Below are 22,721 nucleotides of genomic sequence, written 5' to 3' on the forward strand. Positions count from 1 at the left end.
CCTTATGAGGTCCGGTGGCCCGTGTCCAAGGTCACCGTACCGCCGGTGGCGCGGGAAACGCAGACGCACATCTGGTGCCCCTCCGCCTTCTGGTGGTCGCTGAGAAAGACATCCCGATGGTCCAGGCGGCCACCGGAAACGTCCAGGACATCCAGCGCGCACAGGCCGCATTCCCCCCGCCGGCAGTCGTACATCAGGTCGGCGCCAGCCTCCTGCAAGGCGGACAGCAGGGTCTGGTCCGGGCGCACCGTCACCTCCAAATCCAGGCGGGGCACCCGGGCGACAAAGGGCTGTGCCACGGTACCGCCGCCAGCGCCGAAGGTTTCCAGCCGGAAGTCCGACGCCGGGCGACCCAGCGCCTGCCACGCTTGGCGCGCCGCTGCCATCATGGGGGCGGGACCGCAGCTGTAAACCTCACCACCCGGCGCCACGCTCGCCAATTCGGCGGCGAAGTCCATGGTCTGCCCCTCGGCATCCACGAACACCCGCAGCCGATCCCCCAATAGAGCCCGCAGCTCCTCCGCGAAAGCCAGGTCGGCAGCCCGGCGGACGCCGTAGAGCAGACGCACCGGGGCGGCCCGTCGGGCCAGCGCCCGCGCCATGGCGTACAAGGGGGTGATGCCGATGCCGCCGGCGATCAGCAGGTAATCCGGCCGGCCGGCCGACAGGTCAAAATGGTTCAAGGGGGCGCTGATGGTCAGCCGGGCGCCCGGCGCCAAGCCCCACATATAGACCGACCCGCCCCGGCTGTCGGGCAGACGCTTCACGGCGATGCGCAGCAGCCGGTCGTCCGGTTCCCCCACCAAGGAATAGTGGCGCACGTCCGGCTGGCCGTTGATCAGCACCTGAACCTGGATGTGCGACCCGGGGCCGTAGGCCGGCACGGAAAAATCAGGCTGGATATCGAACTGGCGGATGCCGTCCGCCACGTCGCGGATGGCCACCAGCCGCGCCAGTCCCCACTCGACCTTGAACCCCATGGCTCATTTCCTCCCGTATTGTCTTATACCAAGGAGCGATGATTTCCATTCATCGCTCCTTGGTATCGGCGGCGACTGCCGCCGCGCGCCATAAGGCGCGGAAGCCAAGCCGCCAGATGGCGGCGCCGGCGATTGAGGGCGATGAGCCTGGCCATAGGTCAGGATCATCGCTACTTGGTATTAAGCGCGCTTACCCGCGGCCAGGCGCAGCAACGAACCGCCCGGCAAACCGTCCAGCCGATCACGATCGGCCAGGGCCGCCCCCAGGCGGCGCTGGGCCACGCGGGCATGCTCGGCGGCCAGTGCTTCCGCCCGGGCACCCTGCCCCCGGGTGATGGCGTCCAGCAGCAGGCGATGCTGTTCCTGGGCCACCACCAGGGTGTCGCGTCCCGCCGGCTCCGTGGCGTGCAGGCGCACGAAGGCGGAGGGGCCGGCGAAGGGTTGGGCCGATGCCTGTTCGATGGCGCGGGCTACCACACCGCTGCCCGCCAGACGCACCAGTTCCTCATGGAAAAAGGCGTTCAGCCGGACATAGGCGTCGAAATCGGCCTCGCTGAGCGTCGGCGGGGCCACCACCCGGTCCAGATCGGCCACGCAGGCGCGCAAGGGGGCAAGGTCCGCCGCCGTGGGCCGCCGTTCCGCCGCCAGCCGGGCGGCCAAGCCCTCCAAGGTGCCGCGCACTTCGATGCCGTCCGCCAGGTCGGCGGCGGTGAAGGCGCGCACGACGAAGCCACCACTGGCGCCGGGCGTCACCAGCCCTTCCCGCGCCAGCCGTTCCAGGGCCAGGCGCACCGGCGTGCGCGACACGCCCAGCCTGTCCACCATGGCCGGTTCCGACACCCGCTTGCCAGGCGGCAGGTCCCCCGCCAGGATCAGCTCCCGCAGGCCCTGCTGGGCCCGCCCGACCTGCATGCCCCGGCCATCCTCCTCGGCCGCCACCGTCCGGGCGGTCATTCCGCCGCCACGGCCCGGGGCGCCTCGTCCGCGATCATGCGGTCGATCAGGCGACGGGCCCACATGCCGCCGGCGTCGATGTTCAGATTGTAGAAACGGCGGTCGGGATGGCTCTCGATCGCCCGCTGCTGCGCCTCCAGCACCTCTTCATCCTCGCCGAAGATGCGGTGCACGCCCTCGCGTAGTTCATGGGTCAGGCGCTGTTCGCCCAGGCGGTAGTTACGGCAGAAGGCCCAGAAGTAATGGCAGCTGCCGTCCGCCTCGGGCGTGATGGTGTTCAGGACATAGCCGTTGACGCCCTGGCTGCGGTCGCCTTCCGGCGCGCCGGTGCCGGCGGGGGCCACGCCCACATCGATGGCGATGGTGCAGGGCGCCTCGAACTTGATGATCTGCCAACGATCGACCTTGCCTGGCTTGCCCAGTTGGCCAGCCCAGAAGGGCGGCGGGTCGATATTGTGCATCCAGCGGGTGACCGTCGCCGTCTTGTCGGTATGGGTCACCTGGAACGGCGCCTCCGCCACCGCGTCGTTGCCGATGCTGGAGCCATGCACGAAGGTCTCGTGCGTCAGGTCCATGAGGTTGTCCAGGACCAGGCGGTAATCACACTTCACCGTGATCAGCCGGCCGTCGCCCGCCCACTCGGGGTCATGGTTCCAGTGCAGGTCGGGCACCAGCGCGGGATCGGCCAGGGCCGGATCGCCCATCCACACCCAGATGAAGCGATGACGTTCCACCACCGGATAGGACCGCACGCACGCCGCCGGGTTTAGCGTTTCCTGGCTGGGCATGTGCGTGCAGCGGCCGTTGGCGGCGTATTCCAGGCCGTGATAGCCGCAACGGACGGTATCCCCCACCAGCCGGCCCTTGGATAGGGGCACCAAGCGATGCCAGCAGGCATCGGCCAGAGCCACGGGGGTGCGGTCCAGTTGGCGGTAGAACACCAGTTGCGTGCCGCAGATGGTGCGCGGGAACAGCGCCCGCCCCACCTCATGGTCCCAAGCGGCGGCATACCAGGCATTGCCCGGCCACGCCTTCGCAGGCCTGTCCGTGCCGGATGCCCCGGAAACCAAAGAACGCCCCGTCACCCAGGACGGACCCTCAGCCAGCGCGCGATCATCCCGACCCATGGCACCGCTCCTCCGCATTTGTTATGGAGCATATGTACCTGAAAGCGGAGTTGCATGCAACTCCGCTTTCAATGGCTCGAATATCACCCGTTATACCCATTCCTGCATACACTATCCCCGGCACGCATAGGGCCCGCAGGCCAGGGTGATCCCGCCCTCCTCCCGCGTCGAATCCAGGACGAAGATGCGGTAGCTGTCGCCACCGGGGGCGACGCGCACCACCACATGCCCCTGGCGGCTGCGCAGGGCGGGCAGGAAACGCTCATTGATCTGGGCCGCCGCCGGCAGCAGTTCGGTGGCGAAGACATCCCGGGGCTTGGCCCCCGGCCAGGCGTTGGTCAGGCGTTCCATCTGCGCCATGCCCGGGTGGGTGACGTGCCAGGAAGGGATGACGAAGGCCTGGGGATCCAGCCGGCGCACGAACTCCGGCCCGCAGGCGTCGAAATAGCCGTGATGATCGGCCACCGCCACCTCCACCCGGCCGCAGGCGGTGACCGTGGGGGTTTCAACGTCCATCCAGGGGAGGAGGCCATCGTGGGTGGAGGCCGTCAGGTCCCCGCCGGTGAAATAGCCGAAGCGGCCATAGTCCAAGCGCAGGGCCAGGGACATCATGTTTTCCACCGGCCGTTCGCCGGGCCCCAGGGTGGCGCTGTCGGGGAAAAGCGACCTGCTGTCCTGCCCCTGGCCCGTCCACACGCGGCCGTTGCCGGCCAGCACGCGGATAGCGAAGCCCGCCCCCGGAGTGCGCGGCCGGATCTGCTCCACCGAACCCACCCGGGCCGCCGCCACCCCCCGGCCGCCGCGCACCCGTGCATCCAACCAGGCGCGGTAATTGGCGGCGAAGGGGGCGTTCAGCGGCGGCAAGGCGCCGTAATCGGGATAGGCCCGATCGATGACCAGGGTGGCGGGCATGTAACGATCAACCTGGCTTAGGCCCGTCACCTGATAATCGCCGTCCGGCGCCCGGGGCAGATCCGGCGCCGTATCCCCGACATGGTCGGGGTGGATGTGGGTCGCCACCATGTAATCCAGACTGTCCCGCCCCGCGGCGCGCGCCTGGCGGAGGGCATAACGCGCCACCCATTCCCCCGGTTGGCGGGTGGCGTCGGGCCGGCAGGGCGCGATCAGGCCCGGCGCTTCGCGGGTGGTGCCGCAGTCGATCAGCAGCGTGGTGCCATCCGGACCCAGGATGAAGGTGGCGTTGCCCCGGCCAGTGTCGATGTGATGGATGTCCAGCGTGCCCGGCGTCCAGGGCGGCAGCCCCCCGTCCGCCGCCCGCGCCGTCCCCGTCGCCGCCAGCAGCAGGCCTCCGGCCAAACCACCACAAAACTGGCGGCGCGCGATAAGCCCCCGCATCTTAAAACACCACCGTCAGGGTGGCGCCGAAAGTGCGGGGCGGGCCTAGATATTCCGACAGCACACCCGCGGTGGACGGGGTTTGCAGGAAGGCGGTGTCGAACAGGTTCTTGCCCCACAGCGTCAGGCGATAGCGCCGGTTCGGCGTTTCGAACGACAGGCTGGCGTTGACCAGGTCATAGGCCGGCACGAACAGCTGCGGGCTTTTGGTGGCGCCGGTGTAGTAGTCATCCAGCCAGGAATAGCTGACATTGCCGCTGAGAAAGCCCAGGGCGCCCACCGGCGTCTCATAGTTGGCGGTCAGCGCCACCTTGTGCTTGGGCGAGGAGCCCAGGGGGTGGCCGGTGTTGTTCACCACCCGGGCGATGAAGAAATCATCGTACGCCGTGTCGAGGTAGGCATAGGCGGCGGTCAGGTCCAGCCCCTGGACGGGATGCAGGCCCAACTCCAACTCCGCCCCTTCCGATGTCGCCTTGGCGGCGTTCAGGATGGTGCCGATGCCGGTGACGGTGTTCTGCACGAATTCCTGCTTGTCCCGGTAATCCAGGTGGAACAGCGCCAGATTGGCGGTCAGGCGCTGGTCCCACCAGCCGGTCTTGGCCCCCACCTCATAGTTCGTGACCTTTTCCGGATTGAAGGGGGTGACGATGGCGGCGAGGCTGCTGGCCTCGGTGTTGTAGCCGCCGGAGGTGAAGCCCTTGGCCATGCTGGCGTATAGCATGGTGTCGGATAGGGGCCGCCACGACAGCACGGCGCGCGGCGTGAACTGCGCCCAGGCGCTGTTGAGATCCCCGGTGCGGAAGCCCGCCGCCGGGGCCAGATAGTTGGTGCGGACCAGATTGCCCTGCTTCTGGTCCAGGGTGTAGCGGCCGCCCAGCGTCAGCTTCAGATCCGCCGGCAGGTTGACGGTGCCGTCGAGAAAGCCGGAGATGCTGTCCGTGTCCACCGACTGACTGGCCAACTGGTTGGTGGTCAGCACGCCGGTGCGCGCCGCGTAGGTGCGGGTACCCAGTTGCCGGCTGGCATCCTCGTTCAGGTAATAGAGGCCGGCGACGAAGGAGCCGAGATCCCATTCCGGGCTTGTGTAGCGCATCTCCTCCGAGAAGTCCTTCACGTCATCCGCGTCATCGTTCATCTGCTGGCCGCCGGTGGTGAGGAAGGCGTAGTTGGTGCCGGTGGAGGAATACCGCTCCACCGAGCGCGACAGGCGGTAGGCGGTGATGGCCGTGACCGTGCCCTGGCCCACGTCGATCTCGGTGTTGTTGGCGAAACCCGCCATGTGACGGGTGAAGTTCTGCGGAAACCCCAGTTCGGAGGTGCGCGGGTTGCCGTCATTGCCGCCGCCCAGCGACGACAGGGTGCGGCCACCGTTATGGTCGTCGCTGTAATCCAGGGTGAACAGCGTCTGCACCCCGCCGGCGCGGGCCCGCACCTGGCCACGGACATTGGTGTTGTCCAGGTCGTCTTCCGCCCGGCCGGTCAGGCGGTCGCGGCCGTAGCCATCATGGCTGCGGCGGGAGACCACCAGCTTCGCCGCGACGTCGTCGCTGACCGGCCCGCTGACCAGGGCGTTGAGGTCGACGGCGTTGTAGTTGCCGTAACCAATGGAGACGGCCCCCTCGGGCGTGGTGAAGGACGGCTTGCGTGTGTTCAGCAGGATGGCGCCGCCGGTGACGTTGCGACCGAACAGGGTGCCCTGCGGCCCGCGCAGCACCTGCACCGACTCCAGGTCGAACAGATCGAACATGGCGGCGGAACTGCGGGTGATGAACACATCGTCCAGCACCACGGCCACCGGCCGGTTCACGCCGATCTGGGTGAAGGTGTTGCTGGCGCCGCGAATGGCGATGGTGGGGCTGCTGTAATTGAAGGAGGACACCAACAGCCCCGGCGTCACCCGCGACACGTCCTGCAGGTTGGTGATGCGCTGATCGCGCAGGGCCTTGGCCGTCAGCGCCGTCACCGCCACCGGCACATCCTGCAGCTTTTCCTCGCGCCGCTGGGCCGTGACCAGGATTTCCGTCAGGTCGGCGGCGGCGTACGGGGCCCCCTCGCCCGCCGCCGCGTGCGGTACGGCTTTGCGCACCACCAGGCCGCCACCGGCGTCCGGCACCACCTCAAGCCCGCTGCCGGCCAGCAGGCGGACCACGGCGTCCCACACGCTCATATGACCGTCGACCGCCGGCGCCGTGCGGCCGGCCACCATGTCGGGCGCGAACAGGATGTTGGTGTCGGTCTGGCGCGACAGCGCCTCCAGCGAGGCCGCCAGCGGCTGTGCCGGCAACTGCACCTGCGCCTGAACCTGGGCCGGGCCCTGGGCTGAGCTGGCCGGCACTTGGGCCTGGGCCTGCGCTTGGGCGGCCCAGGCCGCCCAAGCGCAGGCCAGCGCCGTGCCCACGACCAAGGACCGACGCCACCGCCCCAGCGCCGTTTTCCCGTGATGAAACGCCATGATCTTCCCCCGAGTGTCAGGGCTGAGTCTCCAGCCTCTTCCCCTCGACGCCGGGGGCCGCGTTTACCTCACCCCCCTTTGGGAAATTTCACGAAACTGTCATCCCGCTATCGGCTGAGCGTCAGCCGCTGCCCCTGCCCCACCACGCGCAGGGTCAGCAGGGTGCCGACGGAGCGGGCGAAGGCGGCGTTGTCGCCGACGCGATAGGTGCCGCTGACCCGCAGGCCCGCCACCTCAGGCGCCACCGCCAGCTTCACGGCGCTGTAGCGGTTCATCTCCGCCACCGCCGCCGCCAGGGTGTCGTCCCGGAACACCGCCCGTCCGCCCTGCCAAGCGGTGGCGTCGGCCACGTCGGGTTGCTTCACCTGCGTACCGGTGGGCGCGGCCACCAGCTGCTGCCCCCCGGCCAGGGTGACGGACGCGACCCCGCCCGGCAGATCATCCACGCGGGCGCCGCCGTTCACCAGGGTGACGGTGACGTCGTCGGCATCGCGTCGGATGTCCAGTTGGGTGGCGCCCGGCTGAACCTGGACGTGGCGGCCGCCGGCCTCGACCTCGAAGGGGCGCGGGTCGGTGGCCGCGGTGGTGAAGCTAGCCCGGCCGCGCGTCAGCGCCACGCGGCGCGTCTTGTCGTCCAGGCGCACCCGGATTTCGCTGTCGGTGTCCAGGATGACCCGGGTGCCGTCGGCCAGTGTCAGGCGCCGCTGTTCCCCCACGGCGGTGCTGTAGACCGCCGCCCCCGCCTGCCGCCAGAAACCGATGCCGCCCGCCGCCAGAACCAGGCCACCGCCCAGGCCGGCCAGCACCAGACGGCGGCTGACCACAGGCCGGACCGGGGGCGGGGGCAGAGGCGGGGACGCCAGGGCGGCCCGTTCCGCATGCAGGCCGCCCGCCACGTCCCACACCAGGGTCATATGCTCGAACGCGGCGGCATGCGCCGGATCGGCGGCACACCAGGCGCGGAAGGCCGCCACGGTGTCCTCGGTGCGGTCGGGGGCGTGCAGGCGCGCCATCCAGGCGGCGGCCTCGACATCGGCGGCGTCATGCGGGGTCGCGCTATGGGATTGTGCCCGGGCCACCTGTCTCACCAACCCTTTGCCCATTCGGCCAAGGCCAGGGCCGCCTTGGCGATGTGCTTTTCCACGGCGCTCTGGCTGATGCCGAGACGGGCCGCGATCTCATGGTATTTCAGCCCGTCCAGCCGGTGCATCAGGAAAATCTCACGCGTGCGCGGCGGTAGCCGGCTGATGCCTTCCCTCACCCGATCCAGGCGCTGGCGCGCGGCGTAGACCTCATCCTGCAAGGGGGCCTCGTCGGGCAGGGTGTCGGCCATGCCCTGATCCAAGGGGCCGACGGCGGCCTGGCGCCGGACGCGGCGATGTTCGTCCAGGGCGCTGTTGGCGGCGGCGCGCACCAGGAAGGCCTCGGGATTGTGCACCGGTTCCCGGGCGCGGTAGGCCTCCAGCTTCATGAAGGCGGCGTGCAGATGGTCTTCGACATCCTGCGCGCCCGTCAGGCGGGTCAGTTGCCGGCGCAGGCGCGCCCACAGGGTGTGGCTGGCCAGGGCGTCCTTATGGTGCTGGTCCATGGGCGCGGGATTCCGTCAGGCGGCGGCGTCGGGGGGTGACGCGCGCACCATACCGCAGCCGGCGCATCCAGGAAAAGGGTGCGGCGTAAGAAGGCCCTTCCCGCCCCCGCAGGAAAGGGCCCCCCGGCCGGCCTCAGGCCCGGCCCGCCTTGACCGGCACGTCCTGCGGTGCGTTCACCAGGGCATCGGCATGATCCAGCAGATGCTGGCGGATCTGGCGGGCGCTCAGGCCGGTGTCCGCCAGGCTGTGGCTGTTGAAGATGGTACGGTCATCATGGGCGCGTCGCAGGCCATGGGCCCACAGGTAGAAGTCGCCGGCGGCGGCCTCCAGCACGATGTCGTCCAGGCCGGCCCCCAGGCGCTGCATTTCCGCCGGGCTCAGTTCGGCCACGAAGATGATGAAGCGGCGCACGGACTCGTCATTCTCGCGGTTGATGCGCAGGATGTGGCGGATGCCCTGCTCCATCAGCGCGTTGATGCTGGTGCCGTCCAGCGCCGCGCGGATCTTGATCTGCCGCAGCAGGTCGGGCTCCAGGCGGAAGGTGGTCATGACCCGCTGATCCTTGGGCTTGGCGGTGGTCTTGTCCGGCATGACGTCGTGCTCCTCTTCGGGGACTGGGTCCGTCCATCAAGCTTTCATGATGGCAAGAACCCTGGGAAAAAGGCCCGGCCCCCGAAGGAGCCGGGCCCGGCGATGGACTTAGAACGGGTAGTAACGGAACGCGGTGTAGACGACCGTGTCGTCGGTGCTGGGGCTGCCGCCCACGCCCTGGAAAAGGTCGCGGCGGATGTATTCGCCCTGCATGCCGAACTGCATGGTGCCCATGTTGCCGTGGTAGAACTTCCACCAGAAGCCGGCCGTCGCCTCACGCACCGAACGGGTGTTGCCCGCGCAGGCGAGGGGCGAGTTCTCGGTGTAGCAACCGGTGTTGACGGCCAGGCCGTTGCCATAGCCGTAGGCCTTGCCGGCGACCGTGAACGCCTTGCTGTCGTCCTGTTCCAGGCCGTAGTAGGCGTACAGATCCCAATCCGACGTGGGATGGCCGATAACGCCGGCCATGGCCGTGACCTCGGTGATGGGCGACAGGCGGCCGTAGGGGTTGACCGTCACGTCCGGCAGGCTGGAGGAGCCGTAACGGCCGATGCCCTGGCCAGCCATCGTGCTCAGCTGGATGTCCACATACTTGGGCACGACCGGCAGGATGGCGGCGGCACCGAAACCGAAGCCGGTCTCGGTGTAGTTCTGGCCGGCGGCACGGCTCTGGAACTCACGCGCCAGGCCGAACACCTCGTAATGGCCCCAGCCGGGCTCGGCCACCGCCTTCACGATCAGGTCGGGGGCGATGTCGGTGGAGTAGTTGGCCGTGCTGTTCAGCAGCGAACCGCCGGGGTTGGTGTTGCTGTTGGGCACCAAGGCGGTCGAACCGCTGATGGACGCCTGCGGGCTTTCCAACGCCACGCCCAGCCAATAGTGGCGGTTCCAGTCCTTGACCACGCGCAGGCCCCAGTTGCGGGTCCAGTCGAAGCCGGCGGCGTACTGGGCGTCCGGGCCCATCGGCAGCGCTTCGGTGCGGGGATCGATGCCGGACTTGTTGGTGGTGACCAGGCTGAAGGACTGGCCCGCCAGCAGGTGCCAGCCGGTATCCTTCCAGTCGGCGGTCAGGTAGCCCTGGCGCAGGCGCGGGACATAGCTGTTGCTCTGCCCGCTGTTGGAGGAGGTGCCGACGCCGAGGAAGTCGGACTCGAAGTAGGCGCCCAGGTGGGTATCGGGGCCGACGTCGCTTTCGGCCAGCATGGTCACGCGGCTCTGACGCGCCGTGCCGCGGAACTCACCCCGGTCATAGTTGGAGGAGTTCTTCAGGGGGATGGCGGCGTAGGGGGTGGCCACATCCGCGGTCATGTTGCGCGAGCGATAGACGCTGGCCGCTTCGATGAAGCCGCCGAAGGTCAGCTTCACGCCCTTGCCCAGGCGCAGGCTGTTGTCGTTGGGATCGGTCACCTTCTGCTGCTGGGCGACCTGGGTCGCGGCGGCGGCGGCCTTTTCGGCGGCGGCGCGCGAGTCCACCACGGCCTTGGCGTTGGTGTCCTGCTGGGTGGCGAGCGCCTGCAGTTGGGACTGCAGCGCCTGGATCTGCTTGTTCAGGGCATCGATCTGCGCCTGGGTCGCCACAACCTGCGTCGGGGTGGCGGCGGTGGCGACGCCGGAAGCCTTCCGGTGCTTCGTCGTGCCGGCGGTATCATCGGCGCGGGCCGCCGTCGCCACGCCCATGAGCGCGACACAGGCGGAGGTCATCAGGGCGGCGCGCAGGACGGTGCGGCCAAATCGGTGCTCAAATCGGTTCTGCGGCGGAGACGTTTCTCCGTGCCGCGCTTCAATAGACATTGCTGTCCACTCCCATCAAGTGAATTAGCTTCTTATTCCGCACCCGTACGGGCACGTCGGCCCTTTAAAGCAGTTGTCTATTGAACAAATGTGGCGACCAATTAAAGGATCTTTTAGGAAACTAAATTCATTTTTAATAATTAGCAGGCATATGCGCCACCTATCTGCATTCTATGCGCCGATATAGCAGGATATATTGCTATATTACTTGGTAAAGACCACGCCCCGCCGCCGGATTTTTCTGGGGGATACGACCGGCGACGGGGCGGGCCAGGAGGCCCGGTGGTATGATCGGGGCCACCAACCGGGCCGTTCGACAGCCCCAAGACAGGCGGGACAGGGGCTGTCGAAGGCGGGCTGCCTTAGTTGATGGGCAGCATGGTCTGGGTCATGGCGGCATCGAGATTGTCGACGCAGCGGGCGTGCTCCCCCGTGCCGGGGGTGAAGCCGACTTCAGCGCAGGCCCGGTTCTCCTGCGCCAGGCGCTGGGTGGCGAAAGACGGACCGGCGCAGGCGGCCAGGCTGCCGCCGATGCCGGCAACCAAGGTCGCGGCGGCGAGGATGGCGGCCAGACGGGGGCTGATGGCGATACGGGTCGTGGTGCGGGTCATGGGTTTAGTTCCCACCGGTGATGTCGATCGGGTTCTGGTTGGCAGCGACATGCGTGGGGCGGGCGCCCAGCACCTTGTCGCGGTAGTTCAGCACGCACATGGCGAATTCCGGCGTATCCGGCGTCAGCCCCTTTTGGCTGCAGGCCGATTGGCCGGCCACACTGGCGGCGGCCTCGGACCGGTTCGCGGCGGCCTCGGCCAAGGAACCGGTAAGGCTGTCCACGCAGGCCACGTAGTCGGTATTGGGCGCCGTCAGGCCCATGGTATCGCGGCAGACGCGCTTGACCGTGTCCGCCTGGGCCGCCGGAATGGTGCCGGCCTGGGCGCAGGCCGCAACACCAGCCCATACCAGCAAGGCCAGACCGGCCTGCTGAACCCTCTTATTCTTAAGTATACGCTGCATCTTCCACTCCAACCGTCAAGTGAATGACTGATGGACCCAATGTTACCGGTGCCGAGTCTCGCCACAACTAAAGCTTAGTTTATTTATTAAAACGAATTTTAGGTTCGATTTTGAGACGTGCGCGATTTTCCCTTAAACTACACAAACCACATTAACCTTATATTCAGCAAACTAATGATGATGAGTCACGTTCTTAATATCCAATTCCGACTTGTCTTAATGATATGCCGTCTATATAGCATGATATTTTACGACCTCTGGTCGTAGAGGAAAACCATACATGGGATGTGCGTATCACGGGGTATGGGAAGGCCAAATTATAATTTTTTTTAAAAACGGCGCGCCCATTTTAATTGGCCACCCCGGTTCAATAGGCGACGGTGGGGCCGGCAGCGTCCCCATCGTGGACCTTCGCCATCCATCTCCGCCCCAGCGGTAGTGCCGCGGCCCGCCCTTGTTTGGCGGTTGCCATAGGCAGTGCCTTGGCGGATGGTCACGGTGTCGCCCGGATCACGGTTCGGGCCACCCCGTGCCATGGATGACGACGGACCCAACGGATGGACAGTGAAACGTTCGACGATCAGGGATGGACCCCGGTGACCTCCAAAGCTCACATCCTGTTGATTGAGGATGATCGAGAAACCGCTGACGAGATCATCCGCGACATGGCCGACCGCGGCTATATGATCAGCCACGCCGATAATGGCCGCGTTGGCCTGGAGCGCGCCCGCGAGGGCCGTTACGATCTGCTGATCCTGGACCGCATGCTGCCGGAGGTGGACGGACTGTCCATCATCGGCCTGCTGCGGGCGGAGGAGGTGCGGGTGCCTGTGCTGTTCCTCAGCGCGCTGAACGACGTGGATGAGCGTGTGCGCGGCCTGAAGGCGGGCGGCGACGATTACCTGACCAAGCCCTTCGTGCTGTCGGAACTGTCCGCCCGGGTGGAAGCCTTGCTGCGCCGGCCGGCGGAGCCGCGCACGACCCGCCTGCGCGTGGGACCGCTGGAGCTGGATCTGATCAGCCGGGAGGCCAACCGCGATGGCCGGCCCGTGGAACTGCTGCCCCGCGAGTTCAAGTTGCTGGAATACCTGATGCGCCATCCCGCCCAGGTCATCACCCGGGCCATGTTGCTGGAAGACGTGTGGAACTATCGCTTCTCACCCCAGACCAACCTGGTGGACGTCCATATCGGCAAGCTGCGGCGCAAGGTGGACGCGCCCGGCGATTTCCCTATGATCTACAATATCCGCAACGTGGGGTTCGTCCTTCGTGAACCTCAGTGAGATCGCGCGCACCACCAGCTTCCGGCTGGCCATGGTGTTCGCCTGCTTTTTCGCCGGATCGTCGCTGCTGTTGTTCGCCTTTATCTATTGGCGGGCCACGGTCTTCGAAACCAACCGCATCGACGCCCTGATCACCGAGGACGCGCGCACCCTGGCCAGCGAGGATCAGGACGCGATCCTGGCCCTGATCAACACGCACGTAACCGGCGATTTCCACCGCGTTGGCTATGCCGCCCTGTTCACGCCGGACGGCCGCCGCATTGACGGCAACCTGGAAGCGGTGCCTGCGGACATGCCCATCGATGGCAAGGTGCATGTGGTGCAGGCCGTGCGCACCGACCTTCCAGCCATGGGCGCCGTCGAGGTTCGACTGGCCGCCCTGCGCATCCCCAATGGCAACATCCTGATCATCGGCCGCAACGGCCAATACATGGTCGTCCTGCGCGAGGTGGTGGTGCACGCCCTGACCATGGGCGCCATTCCGGCCATGGGCCTGGCCCTCGCGGCTGGCATCTTCCTGGCTTGGCGCACGCAGCAGCGCCTGAAGGATGTGCACCGCGCCGCCGAGCGCATCATGAGCGGCCAGGTGCAGGAACGCCTGCCCGTCGCTGGCGCCGGCCCGGGGGATGAGTTGGACCGGCTGTCGCAGCTGTTCAACGGCATCCTGGATGAGACCGAGCGCCTGCTGGGCGAGATCAAGGCCACGGGCGACGAGATCGCGCACGACCTGCGCACCCCCCTGACCCGGGTGCGCGCCCGCCTGGAGCGCACCATGAAGGGCGACATGGGGCTGGAGGAAACCAGGGAAACGGTGGGCAAGGCCATCGGCGGCCTGGACCAGGCCCTGGCCGTCATCACCGCCCTGCTGCGCATCCGCGAGCTTGAGAACAGCAAGCGCCAGCGTGGCTTCAGCATGCTGGACCCGACCGAGATCATCCTGCTGATCGAGGAACTGTACGAGCCCATCGCCGAAACCAAGGACATCGCCTTCACCGTCGACATCACGCCGGTGACGCCTATGTTCGCCGACCGCGACCTGCTGATGGAGGCGGTGGGGAACCTGGTGGACAACGCCCTGAAGTTCACACCGCCCGGTGGACGGGTCACGCTGTCGCTGGGCCCGCGCGAGGGCGATGGCGCCACCGTCATTCGCGTCGCCGACAGCGGGCCCGGCATCGCGGCGCACGAACGCGACCTGGTCTTTTCCCGCTTCTACCGCTCCGACCGCACCCGCCACCTGGAGGGTACCGGCCTGGGCCTGAGCCTGGTGGCCGCCATCGCCCGCCTGCACGGCCTGGCGCCCCGCGTGGGGGACAACAACCCCGGCTGCGTGATGGAACTGGTGGCGGAGGGCACGACGGCGGTCAGGGCGCCGGTGGCCGGCGCCACAGCCGTCTGAACAAGGCGGCGATGGCCACGGCCAATAGAGTGGACGGTACGCCGAAAACCAGGGCCAAGGGCAGCATCCCCTCCGTCACGAACTCGATGGATCGGCCGCCACCGAAAAGCAGCACGATCCCCCCAGGCACCAACAGGGCGATGGCCGCTATTCCCCAAAGCGCGTGGCGACCATAGCGGCCGTAAAGCACGAGACCCAATAGGAACGGGATGAGGATCATGAGCCAGGCGACGGTCGCGGCGTTGCTGTCCTCATCGGGCATCAGCCAACAGGCGGCGACCGAGACATCCACGACGAAGGGCATCAGTACTTATGGCCCTCGTGCCGAGCGGTCAGTATCTCCTCCACCGTCAGCTTGGGCATGGATTGGCGAAACTCACGGATCAGGGCCTGTGCCCACCGTGTTTCCGCCTCACGGCCTTGAGGTTCCGGAATGATACAGGCAACGGGACGGCCATGGCGGGTGATGACAATGGTCTCCCCCCGCTCCACCTCATCCAGCAACTGGGGCAGATGGGTCTTGGCGTCAGATGATGGAATCTCCTTCATAGACACCCTCATTTGCTCAAGTTGGTCGATTTATTTGGTCGATGTCATGGCGCCTGGGGATGACGGTCAATCCACAGCCCTTGATCCACCCCAGACGCCCCTACTCCCCAACGCTGGCGGCATCCAGCTTCAGGGGGATCAGGCGGTCCTCTCCCACCTGGGCGGTGACGGCGGGCCGCACGGCGATACGCTTGTCATCCAAGGTGGGCAGACGTTGTCTCAGGGCGGTCACCACCGCCGCGGCGCGGGCCTGCGCCAGGGCGGCCAAGGCCTGGTCATCCACCGGTTCGGTCTTGGCGACGCGGCGGCGCAAGGCCGCGATATAGCCCGGTTCGTCCAGAACCGGGGCCAAGCCCGGGGCGGAGGCTGGTGGCGTCTTGGCGGTCGACGCGGGCGGCACCTCCGGCGCGCGGGTGAAGGACTGCCGCAGGGCCGGCAGTTGGTCCGCCCCCAGACGCTCGCTGAACAGCGCCTCCAGAAACTGGCGTTGCCCCTCCAGAGTGTAATGGTCCCCCAGGGCTTGGGCCATGCGGGCATCCAGCGCGTCGCGTTGCAGTCGTCCCCTGTCCGCGTCAGGGGCGACCACCCCCGGGACCCCCAGGGCCAGGTGCGGCCGGGCGCCCAGCGCCTGGGCCAGATGCACGATCTTCTCCTGTTCCGGCGGGGCGAGGTCGGCGCGACCGGGGGTGAAGTCGATATGGTCCAGCTTGTCCGCGTCCGCCCCGTCGAACAGGGCGGCCAGCGCGCGGAAGGGGGCGGTGACCAGGTTGGTCAGCAGGTCGGCGGCCGCGGCGCGGATGACGCTGCCGATGTCGAAGCGCGGGTCGTTGATGTTACCGCTGACCGGCAGATCGACGTTGATCTTGCCCTCGTCATCCTTCAGCAGGGCGATGGCGAGATCCAGGGGCAAGTCCAGGGCGCCGGGGACATCCACCCGGTCGCCCAGCTTGATATCGCGAATGACCACGCGGTTGGTGCCGTTCAGGCGGCCACCATCCACCTCGTAATGCAGGTCGACATCCAGCCGCCCCTGCGCGATGCGGCGGCCGGCGAACTTGACCGTGTAGGGCGACAGCTCGGGAAATTCGACGTTGCGGAACAGCAGGTTGACGTGGGTGTTGCGGCCGGGGTCGAACGGCACGAGGCGGCCTTGCACGGTCACCTGGCCGAAGTCGCCCACCTGGCCCCGCAGCGCCAAGCGCGAGGACGAGGTGGCGGCGGTGGTCAGGGCCGCCACCTCCCCCTGCAGGTTGGTGATGTGGGCCGAGAACGGCAATGGCAGGGAGGCATCGCCGTAATCGGCCTTGCCGCCCGTGACCACCACGCGGCCCACGCTGACCACCGGGGGGGACGCTGAAGCGGAGGCCGGGGTGGATGCCGACGGGGCGGGCGCGGCCCGCGCCACCATCAGATGGTTGAAATTGGTGGTCTGGTTGGCGGCCACCTGAAAACGCACGTACGGCGCCGCGACGGTGATCTGGGAAATGCGCAGGTCATTGGCCGACTGGCGGTATTCATAGTGATCCACGCCCAGGCTGTCCCAGGAGACGAGCGGCGTGTCGCCCCCCTGCTCCGCCACCGCCAGCGCCCGCACCTCGCCCTTGCCCACCAAGGCGAGACCGTCCGCCGCGCTGTAGGTGAGATCGCCGTCCGCCGCCAGCCGGCCATCGCGGATATCAACCCGTGCCCAATCGTGCACATAGGGCTGGGCGGCCGCGACCGGCAGGTCGGACGCCGCCAGCTTGGCCTCCAGCCCCAGGGTCGGCAGGGCCGTCACCTTGCCCGCCGCGTTGATCTGCCCGCCGGCGGACAGCGCCGCCGCCAGGGTGAAGGGGAAGGACGCGCCCGCCTGGCTGGACACGCCCTCAACGGTCAGGTCGATGGGTGTCAATTCCAGCCGCGCCGGCTCATGAGTGGCGCGGTCCTCCACCTGGATCTTGGCCTTGCGCAGCAGCAGCTTGCCCAGGACGGCGGACCAGGGCGCCGTCCCCGCCGCCGGGCCGGCCTGTTGGGTGTCAGGGTCAGGCCCGGCGTTACCCGGGGACCAGGGCATGGGACCAAGGCGGCCATCTTCGCCCCGCCGCACGGCCAGGCTCAACCCGTCCACGGTCAGCATGTCGGCACCGACGGTCTTTGCCGGCCAAGCCAAATGGCCGCCCGCGAGGTGCAACTCCGGCAAGGTCAGGAAGGGTGTCCGTACCCCCGTCTCATGAACCGTCAGGCCGCGCACCGCCAGGCTGAGATGATCGATGGCGAGGGCGTAACCGGCGCCTTTTCCCCGGCGGAGCTGATAGTCCAGGTCGGCAGCGATGGTTCCCGTGGGGACAGTGACGGGCAGCGCATCGCCGAAATACCGGGCCAGCAAGGGGATATAGGGTCCCCGCGCCGCCACATGGCCGGCGGAGACGATGGGGTTCAGGCTGGACGTGCCCGTCCATTCCAGCGTGGCGCCGCCTTCCAGGCCGACCTGCACATGCTGGCGCCCCTGGCGTTCCGGCAGGGTGCTGAGGTCATTGAATTCCATGCTGACGGGGCCGACCTTGGTCTTGAACGGCGTGCCGGGTACCTGGTCGGTAACGTCCGCCGCCGCGTCCACGATGGTCACATGACGGATCAGCAGCCGGGGCAGCCCCCCGGACTGACCATCCGCCTTGGCCGGACCCTGGGCCGGATCCTTGGCTGGATCATCATCCCCGGCGGCGGCCTGGATCAGGCGCCCGATATTGGTGTCGGTTTCGCCATAGCGCACCACGGCGGCCCGGAGCCCCTGCACCTGGATATCGGCGATGCCCCAGGCCCAGCGCAGTAGGCCCCCCGGCGCCAGGCGGACATACAACCGGTCGAAGCCCAGCAGCGGTCCACCGTCAGCCTCCGTCAGGCGGAAACCGCGCAGCTCCACGCTGAGGGCGTAGGGGTTGACGCTCACCCCCTCCAGGGTGGCCGGCCGCTGAAAGGTGGCCTGCGCCAGATCCAGCACCTGGCGGCGGATCAGCAGCGGCGTCGCCAGGAAGCCAGCCCCCGTGTAGGTCAGCAGTATGGCCAGGGCCCAGAAGCGCTTGCGCCGGAAATCCCACCACAGGCGGGGTTCCGCCAGGCGACGCCGCCGCAGGGCGGCACCCAGGCGATGCCACCATCCTTCCTGGGGCACGGGCGACGGCGTGGTGGGCGGTGGGGTCGGCATGGATGGCATCCTGTATTATGGACACCATCTTATAGTGGCAAAGCTGCAAAGGGTATCGGGTTAGTGCCCGCCCCCTACTAGCCGGAAGGCACTAACCCTTTGGCTTATATGGTGATTCCCTTAGGCGGGATCACCATAGACGATGCCGCGCCCATGCGTGCCCACATAGACGCGGCCAAAGCGCTTGGGATCACCGGACACCTGCAGGATCAGGCCCCATTGGTGCTGGTCGTCATTGACCCGCACCCAGTGCCGGCCGGCATCGTCAGAGCGAAAAATGCCCCGCTGCCGGTCGATGGTGCCCACCAGGTACAGGGCCGCTGTGGCGGCCCCCGGCGCCGCCCGGCCAAAACCAAAGGCGTGCAGTTGTTCCACGTCCGGCATCCGGGCGTAGGCCCCACCGGCGGCCGTGCCATGGTAAAGGCCGTCGAAGGCAGCGATCCACAAATCCCCCCGCGCGCCCGGCGTGGCGTACAGCGCATCCTGGCCCCCCCGGGGGTCGCCCCGGCCGTTCCGCACCACCGCCGGCGTGGGCAGGCCATTCGGTAGGGTGAAGGAACGGGCCTGGAAATGCGCCGCCCGGTCGGTGCTGACGTACAGTTTCCCGTCGAACAGCGACAGGGCGTAGAAGGTGTCGGGATCGATGGCGTCGCCGATCACCCGCACGCCCTCCGGCAAGCCCTGGGCGCTGGTCCAGGTGGCGCCGCGGTCGGTGGTGACGAAGGCGCCGGACACCAGCCCTTCCTTGGCCCCCTGCGGCGTCCACACCCAGGTGGCGCCATCGGCGGAGACGGCGACCTTGCCCCGCTTGGCCTCCGGCGTGGGCATCCCGGCGGGCTGCCAGCGGTGGCCCCCATCCAGCGAGTAGCCGATATTGACGCCGGGATAGCGTTCGTCGCGGATGCCGACGCGCACCACCACCTCCGGCTTCAACGGCGCCGACACCACACTGTCGGTATTGCCGAACAGCGGCGGGGCCGCCGCCCCCTCCACCGCCGGCTTGTCCAGATCCCAATGCACGAACCCGCCATAGTCGCCGATGGCGGAGATGAGGGGGGCACCCTGGGTGGGGCTGGTGAAGGCCATGCCCACCGTTTCCTCGATGCCCGTGCTCATCACCTGCCAGTGGCTGGGCTGGCCCTTGTCCACGGCGCGGAGGTCCATCGTCTCCCACCCGCCATAGCCGGTGGTGAACAGGGCATGGTCGGGGTTGGCGGGGTCGATCTCGATATCGAACAGCCAATGGATGGGCGTGGGCTTCACATAGGGCGCCAGGCTGTAATCGTAGACGCCGCCGTTCCTGCCATCGCCCTGGGGGCCGCCAAACACGCCGTGCCAGGTCTTGCCGCCGTCCACGCTGCGGAAGATATCCTCACCCAACCCGGGTGAGGTTCCCGGCTGGCGGTGCCGGTCGAAGGAACTGGCGATGACCACCCGGGGGTTGTGCGCGTCCACCGCTACGGCGGCATAGCCGAAGGCCGCCCCGTGGGCGGCGTCCGGCTTCTCCGGCGTGATGTCGGTCCACTTGCCCCGCCGGGTGTCCAGTTTCCACACGGCGCCGTCGGTCATCCGCGTGGGGCCGGGGCTGCTGCCGTAAGAAACGTAGAGCGTGCCGTCGGCAGCGAGCGCCGCGCGCGTCGGCCGGTTGGCCGTGGGCTGGCCCGGCACGGGCGCCCATGTCTTGCCACCGTCCGCACTGCGGAACAGGTTGTCGCGTCCCTTGAGCGAAGCGCCGACATAGATCGTGCGGCTGCCCCTGCCATCCTTCCGCGCGCTCCTGGGGTCAAAGATCACGAACACCAGCCCGGCGCCACCCCGCGCCCAGGGTGGCACGCCGGCCACGGCTTGCGTCGACGCATCCTCCGTCACATCGGGGAAGGAGGAAACGCGCGTCCAGGTGGCGGCGCCATCGCGGCTGACCCACAGGCCGTCATGACGGGTGCCGAGGTAGAGGGTGTCCGGGTCGTTGGGGTCGACGGCCAGGCGCTCGCCATTGCCCCGGCCGTTCTCGTTGCCACCGAACTTGATGGGCACAACCACGCGGCGGAAGGTCAGCCCACGGTCATCGGACCGCAGGATGGCGCCATTGGGCGCATCCGGACTGGTGTAGGTGCCCAGCACCAGATAGACCCGATCAGGGTTGCGCGGATCGAGCGCGATGCTTTCCACGCCCATCAGATTGGTGTCGGCGTAGGACACCCAATCCAGCAAGGGCACCCAGCGGCCGGCCGTCCCATCCCACCGGTAGGCGCCCCCCATGTCGGTGCGGGCGTAGCGCAAGCCGGGCTCGGTGGGGTGGAAGATGATGCCGTCGACGAAACCACCGCCGACGATCTGGACATTCTTCCAGTGATAGGGCACCTGCCCGGCCAACGCCGGCCCCTGGGAGAGCGACGGCCCCGCGGCGGTGGGGGACACCCCGCGGCCAGGATCGGCCTGGCAAGCGGCCAGCACCGAAAGGGCGACCGTGGCGGCGAAGATGTCGGGTAGCCGACGGCACCCCCGCGCGGAATGCGAGCTTCCTGTCATGGCAGCGTTCCCAACCCCGTTTTGTAATCGTTTTCGGCAGTCACTGTCGCCTAAGTTACCGGTAACATCAAGCAACGAGACGCCGCCGCCATGTGAACGTGGCTGATTTCTCGCCATGCTGAGCGCGACTGAAAACAACATAAGGTGGAACGCTTAAGAAAAAGCTGGAGACATCGACGCCTAATCGACCGCCGCCAATCACGATCATCAATACATTTATTCGATATAAGTGATTTTGGTTCTCTGTTTCCGGATGAGAGAGTCCCCTTACAAACCAGGGGGAACGCCATGAAGGACATAAAATTATTGATCGCGGGTCGGCGCTGTCTGACCAAAAGCCGCGACCAGGCCTTGACGCATCTGCGGACGGTCCACGGGCCGATGGTGTTTGCACCGCCGGCCGACGCCGGCGCCATGCCCAGTCGCTATGAGCAAAATCACGTCTTTTATCCGCAAGCGGACTCTTCCGGACCTTGGCTGGCGGACAGGGACTTCGTCACCGAGGTCTGGTTCAACGATTTCGGTCACCTGGCCGCGTCCGTCTCCACCCCCTATTATCTGAGCCGCTTGCGCCCCGACGAAGACAATTTCGTCGATCAGGACACCGTCCTGAAGTCCGTGGTCCGCGAAGAGGGAAAATGGGGCGTTACGACGCCCGACGCCGCCAAGCTGTTCATTTTCCTGAAGCGGTCACCCTCGACCGACATCGCTGCGTTCGATGCCGCCCGAGACAGCGCCGTGGACGGCCTGCGGACCCTGTCCCAACCTATCGCTGGCTTGGTCAACGTCGCCCTGCCCGGTCCGGGCGGCGCGGAGCCCTATGCCGATCATGTGCTGGAGTTCTGGTTCCCGGACCAAGCGACAGCCCTGTCCGCCGTTGAAAACGCTGTCTTGCCGACCCTGGACCGCCTTTCACCCGTGCTTGATACCCAGCGCAGCTTCTTCCTTCTGGCGGAGGGCTATCCGGTCGAACGCCTGCGCCACGCCAACGGGCTTTGATCAGCAGGCGCAGAGGTGGAGGTGGGGCGGTTAAGAAAGCGGCCATGGTGCGGTGCCCACGAAGGGTTGACAGCACCCCGGATCAGCCGTTATGCAGCGCCCATCATTGGGGAGTAGCCGCCCGCCGATACTGAGCGGGCGCCGCGTCAACAGACTTGGGCCCTTGGCATGACCGGTGTAAGCCGGCCTTGCCGGTACGGCCCGTGGCGCGTGCGACCGGTCCACCGCTTGCCGGGGACCGCTGGCGAGACCAGTGGCATGTCGCGTTCGACCGGGCCAGGCCGGACGCGTGGTGCTGCTGTCGCTTGCCTGGCCTGTCGCGTTTGCCGCCCCAAAGGTTCGACCATGCCCATCACCACCTCTTTCGCCCTGGCGTTCAGCCTGTCCATGGACGCGTTCGCCGCCTCTCTGGGCAAGGGCGCCAGCCTGAACCGCCCCGGCGTGCGCGAGGCCGCCCGCGTGGGCGCCTATTTCGGGCTGTTCGAATTGGCCGCCCCCATCCTGGGCTGGGGCCTGGGCCTGTCCTTCGCCCATTACATCGAAGCGTATGACCATTGGATCGCCTTCGGCCTGCTGTTGATCGTGGGTGGCCGCATGGCTTGGCTGGCGTGGAAGAACGACGATGAAGACAAGCCCAAGGCCGAACGGCACTCGCCCCTGGCCCTGGCCATGACCGCCATCGCCACCAGCATCGACGCCACCGCCGTGGGCATCACATTGGGCTATATGAATGTGGACATACCGACCACCATCGCCCTGATCGGCTTGGTGACGTTCACCATGGCCTTTGGCGGCGTCATGCTGGGCCGGGCCGCCGGCCCCGTGCTGGGCCGCTGGGCGGAAGTGGCGGGCGGCATCGGCCTTATCGGCATCGGGGCCAAGGTGCTGTATGACCACACCCTGGGCGGCTTCGGCGGCTGACCCACC

Annotated in this window: 19 protein-coding genes; 4 read left to right on the top strand and 15 right to left on the bottom strand. The window is 67.5% G+C overall.

The window, feature by feature from the left end:
* Positions 1–2 precede the first annotated feature (2 nt).
* The 11 genes from FBZ90_RS23595 to FBZ90_RS23645 form a co-directional block, all read right to left on the bottom strand.
* A complete protein-coding gene (locus FBZ90_RS23595; protein WP_145735441.1) occupies positions 3–980 on the bottom strand; it encodes a PDR/VanB family oxidoreductase in 978 nt (325 codons plus the stop codon).
* Positions 981–1,160: 180 nt separating this feature from the next.
* Positions 1,161–1,934 (bottom strand): GntR family transcriptional regulator, encoded by a 774-nt coding sequence (locus FBZ90_RS23600; protein WP_246130781.1) that lies wholly within the window; start codon positions 1,932–1,934, stop codon positions 1,161–1,163.
* Positions 1,931–3,061, bottom strand: coding sequence for an aromatic ring-hydroxylating dioxygenase subunit alpha (locus FBZ90_RS23605; protein ID WP_145735442.1), 1,131 nt, complete (start codon positions 3,059–3,061; stop codon positions 1,931–1,933). Before FBZ90_RS23605 ends, FBZ90_RS23600 begins: the two co-directional genes overlap by 4 nt.
* A gap of 111 nt (positions 3,062–3,172) precedes the next feature.
* The gene (locus FBZ90_RS23610) at positions 3,173–4,417 is read right to left on the bottom strand and encodes a ComEC/Rec2 family competence protein (RefSeq protein WP_145735443.1); all 1,245 of its coding nucleotides are present in this window, start codon (positions 4,415–4,417) and stop codon (positions 3,173–3,175) included.
* A gap of 1 nt (position 4,418) precedes the next feature.
* The gene (locus FBZ90_RS23615) at positions 4,419–6,869 is read right to left on the bottom strand and encodes a TonB-dependent receptor (protein ID WP_246130783.1); all 2,451 of its coding nucleotides are present in this window, start codon (positions 6,867–6,869) and stop codon (positions 4,419–4,421) included.
* A 107-nt stretch (positions 6,870–6,976) separates the two neighbouring features.
* Entirely contained in the window at positions 6,977–7,957 is a 981-nt protein-coding gene (locus FBZ90_RS23620; RefSeq protein ID WP_186456011.1) for a FecR family protein, read from the bottom strand.
* A complete protein-coding gene (locus FBZ90_RS23625; RefSeq protein WP_145735445.1) occupies positions 7,954–8,457 on the bottom strand; it encodes an RNA polymerase sigma factor in 504 nt (167 codons plus the stop codon). Before FBZ90_RS23625 ends, FBZ90_RS23620 begins: the two co-directional genes overlap by 4 nt.
* A gap of 133 nt (positions 8,458–8,590) precedes the next feature.
* Positions 8,591–9,049, bottom strand: a complete 459-nt coding sequence (locus FBZ90_RS23630; protein WP_145735446.1) for a hypothetical protein — start codon at positions 9,047–9,049, stop codon at positions 8,591–8,593.
* Positions 9,050–9,157: 108 nt separating this feature from the next.
* Positions 9,158–10,840 (bottom strand): hypothetical protein, encoded by a 1,683-nt coding sequence (locus FBZ90_RS23635; RefSeq protein ID WP_145735447.1) that lies wholly within the window; start codon positions 10,838–10,840, stop codon positions 9,158–9,160.
* A 362-nt stretch (positions 10,841–11,202) separates the two neighbouring features.
* Entirely contained in the window at positions 11,203–11,451 is a 249-nt protein-coding gene (locus tag FBZ90_RS23640; RefSeq protein ID WP_145735448.1) for a hypothetical protein, read from the bottom strand.
* 4 nt (positions 11,452–11,455) lie between these two features.
* Positions 11,456–11,854, bottom strand: coding sequence for a hypothetical protein (locus FBZ90_RS23645; protein WP_145735449.1), 399 nt, complete (start codon positions 11,852–11,854; stop codon positions 11,456–11,458).
* A 557-nt stretch (positions 11,855–12,411) separates the two neighbouring features.
* On the opposite strand from FBZ90_RS23645, the gene FBZ90_RS23650 reads away from it, so the two are divergent.
* The gene (locus FBZ90_RS23650; protein ID WP_211102278.1) at positions 12,412–13,137 is read left to right on the top strand and encodes a response regulator transcription factor; all 726 of its coding nucleotides are present in this window, start codon (positions 12,412–12,414) and stop codon (positions 13,135–13,137) included.
* Complete coding sequence (locus FBZ90_RS23655) at positions 13,124–14,536, top strand: sensor histidine kinase (protein WP_145735450.1); 1,413 nt, start codon at positions 13,124–13,126, stop codon at positions 14,534–14,536. The genes FBZ90_RS23650 and FBZ90_RS23655 overlap by 14 nt, the downstream gene beginning before the upstream one ends.
* Here FBZ90_RS23655 and FBZ90_RS23660 read toward each other — a convergent pair.
* From FBZ90_RS23660 to FBZ90_RS23675, 4 genes are all read right to left on the bottom strand, one after another.
* Complete coding sequence (locus FBZ90_RS23660; protein WP_145735452.1) at positions 14,502–14,840, bottom strand: hypothetical protein; 339 nt, start codon at positions 14,838–14,840, stop codon at positions 14,502–14,504. The genes FBZ90_RS23655 and FBZ90_RS23660 overlap by 35 nt on opposite strands.
* The gene (locus FBZ90_RS23665; protein ID WP_145735453.1) at positions 14,840–15,085 is read right to left on the bottom strand and encodes a type II toxin-antitoxin system Phd/YefM family antitoxin; all 246 of its coding nucleotides are present in this window, start codon (positions 15,083–15,085) and stop codon (positions 14,840–14,842) included. Before FBZ90_RS23665 ends, FBZ90_RS23660 begins: the two co-directional genes overlap by 1 nt.
* Positions 15,086–15,185: 100 nt before the next feature.
* On the bottom strand, positions 15,186–18,266 hold the full coding sequence (locus FBZ90_RS23670) for a DUF748 domain-containing protein (RefSeq protein ID WP_186456012.1): 3,081 nt from the start codon (positions 18,264–18,266) through the stop codon (positions 15,186–15,188).
* Between the two features lie 120 nt (positions 18,267–18,386).
* Positions 18,387–20,795 (bottom strand): sialidase family protein, encoded by a 2,409-nt coding sequence (locus FBZ90_RS23675; protein WP_246130785.1) that lies wholly within the window; start codon positions 20,793–20,795, stop codon positions 18,387–18,389.
* Positions 20,796–21,083: 288 nt separating this feature from the next.
* Between FBZ90_RS23675 and FBZ90_RS23680 the strand changes: the two genes are divergently transcribed.
* Both FBZ90_RS23680 and FBZ90_RS23685 read left to right on the top strand, forming a co-directional pair.
* Positions 21,084–21,794, top strand: a complete 711-nt coding sequence (locus tag FBZ90_RS23680) for an EthD domain-containing protein (RefSeq protein ID WP_145735457.1) — start codon at positions 21,084–21,086, stop codon at positions 21,792–21,794.
* 345 nt (positions 21,795–22,139) lie between these two features.
* A complete protein-coding gene (locus FBZ90_RS23685; protein ID WP_145735459.1) occupies positions 22,140–22,715 on the top strand; it encodes a manganese efflux pump MntP in 576 nt (191 codons plus the stop codon).
* Positions 22,716–22,721: the final 6 nt, after the last annotated feature.

Source organism: Nitrospirillum pindoramense, assembly GCF_007827955.1.
GTDB classification, from domain to species: Bacteria; Pseudomonadota; Alphaproteobacteria; order Azospirillales; family Azospirillaceae; genus Nitrospirillum; species Nitrospirillum amazonense_B.

Bases quoted from the DNA above. Each gene is read 5' to 3' on its own strand.
- FBZ90_RS23595 (WP_145735441.1), bottom strand. From the start codon at position 980: ATGGGGTTCAAGGTCGAGTGGGGACTGGCGCGGCTGGTGGCCATCCGC.
- FBZ90_RS23600 (WP_246130781.1), bottom strand. From the start codon at position 1,934: ATGACCGCCCGGACGGTGGCGGCCGAGGAGGATGGCCGGGGCATGCAG.
- FBZ90_RS23605 (WP_145735442.1), bottom strand. From the start codon at position 3,061: ATGGGTCGGGATGATCGCGCGCTGGCTGAGGGTCCGTCCTGGGTGACG.
- FBZ90_RS23610 (WP_145735443.1), bottom strand. From the start codon at position 4,417: ATGCGGGGGCTTATCGCGCGCCGCCAGTTTTGTGGTGGTTTGGCCGGA.
- FBZ90_RS23615 (WP_246130783.1), bottom strand. From the start codon at position 6,869: ATGGCGTTTCATCACGGGAAAACGGCGCTGGGGCGGTGGCGTCGGTCC.
- FBZ90_RS23625 (WP_145735445.1), bottom strand. From the start codon at position 8,457: ATGGACCAGCACCATAAGGACGCCCTGGCCAGCCACACCCTGTGGGCG.
- FBZ90_RS23630 (WP_145735446.1), bottom strand. From the start codon at position 9,049: ATGCCGGACAAGACCACCGCCAAGCCCAAGGATCAGCGGGTCATGACC.
- FBZ90_RS23635 (WP_145735447.1), bottom strand. From the start codon at position 10,840: ATGTCTATTGAAGCGCGGCACGGAGAAACGTCTCCGCCGCAGAACCGA.
- FBZ90_RS23640 (WP_145735448.1), bottom strand. From the start codon at position 11,451: ATGACCCGCACCACGACCCGTATCGCCATCAGCCCCCGTCTGGCCGCC.
- FBZ90_RS23645 (WP_145735449.1), bottom strand. From the start codon at position 11,854: ATGCAGCGTATACTTAAGAATAAGAGGGTTCAGCAGGCCGGTCTGGCC.
- FBZ90_RS23650 (WP_211102278.1), top strand. From the start codon at position 12,412: ATGGACAGTGAAACGTTCGACGATCAGGGATGGACCCCGGTGACCTCC.
- FBZ90_RS23660 (WP_145735452.1), bottom strand. From the start codon at position 14,840: ATGCCCTTCGTCGTGGATGTCTCGGTCGCCGCCTGTTGGCTGATGCCC.
- FBZ90_RS23665 (WP_145735453.1), bottom strand. From the start codon at position 15,085: ATGAAGGAGATTCCATCATCTGACGCCAAGACCCATCTGCCCCAGTTG.
- FBZ90_RS23670 (WP_186456012.1), bottom strand. From the start codon at position 18,266: ATGCCGACCCCACCGCCCACCACGCCGTCGCCCGTGCCCCAGGAAGGA.
- FBZ90_RS23675 (WP_246130785.1), bottom strand. From the start codon at position 20,795: ATGACAGGAAGCTCGCATTCCGCGCGGGGGTGCCGTCGGCTACCCGAC.
- FBZ90_RS23680 (WP_145735457.1), top strand. From the start codon at position 21,084: ATGAAGGACATAAAATTATTGATCGCGGGTCGGCGCTGTCTGACCAAA.
- FBZ90_RS23685 (WP_145735459.1), top strand. From the start codon at position 22,140: ATGCCCATCACCACCTCTTTCGCCCTGGCGTTCAGCCTGTCCATGGAC.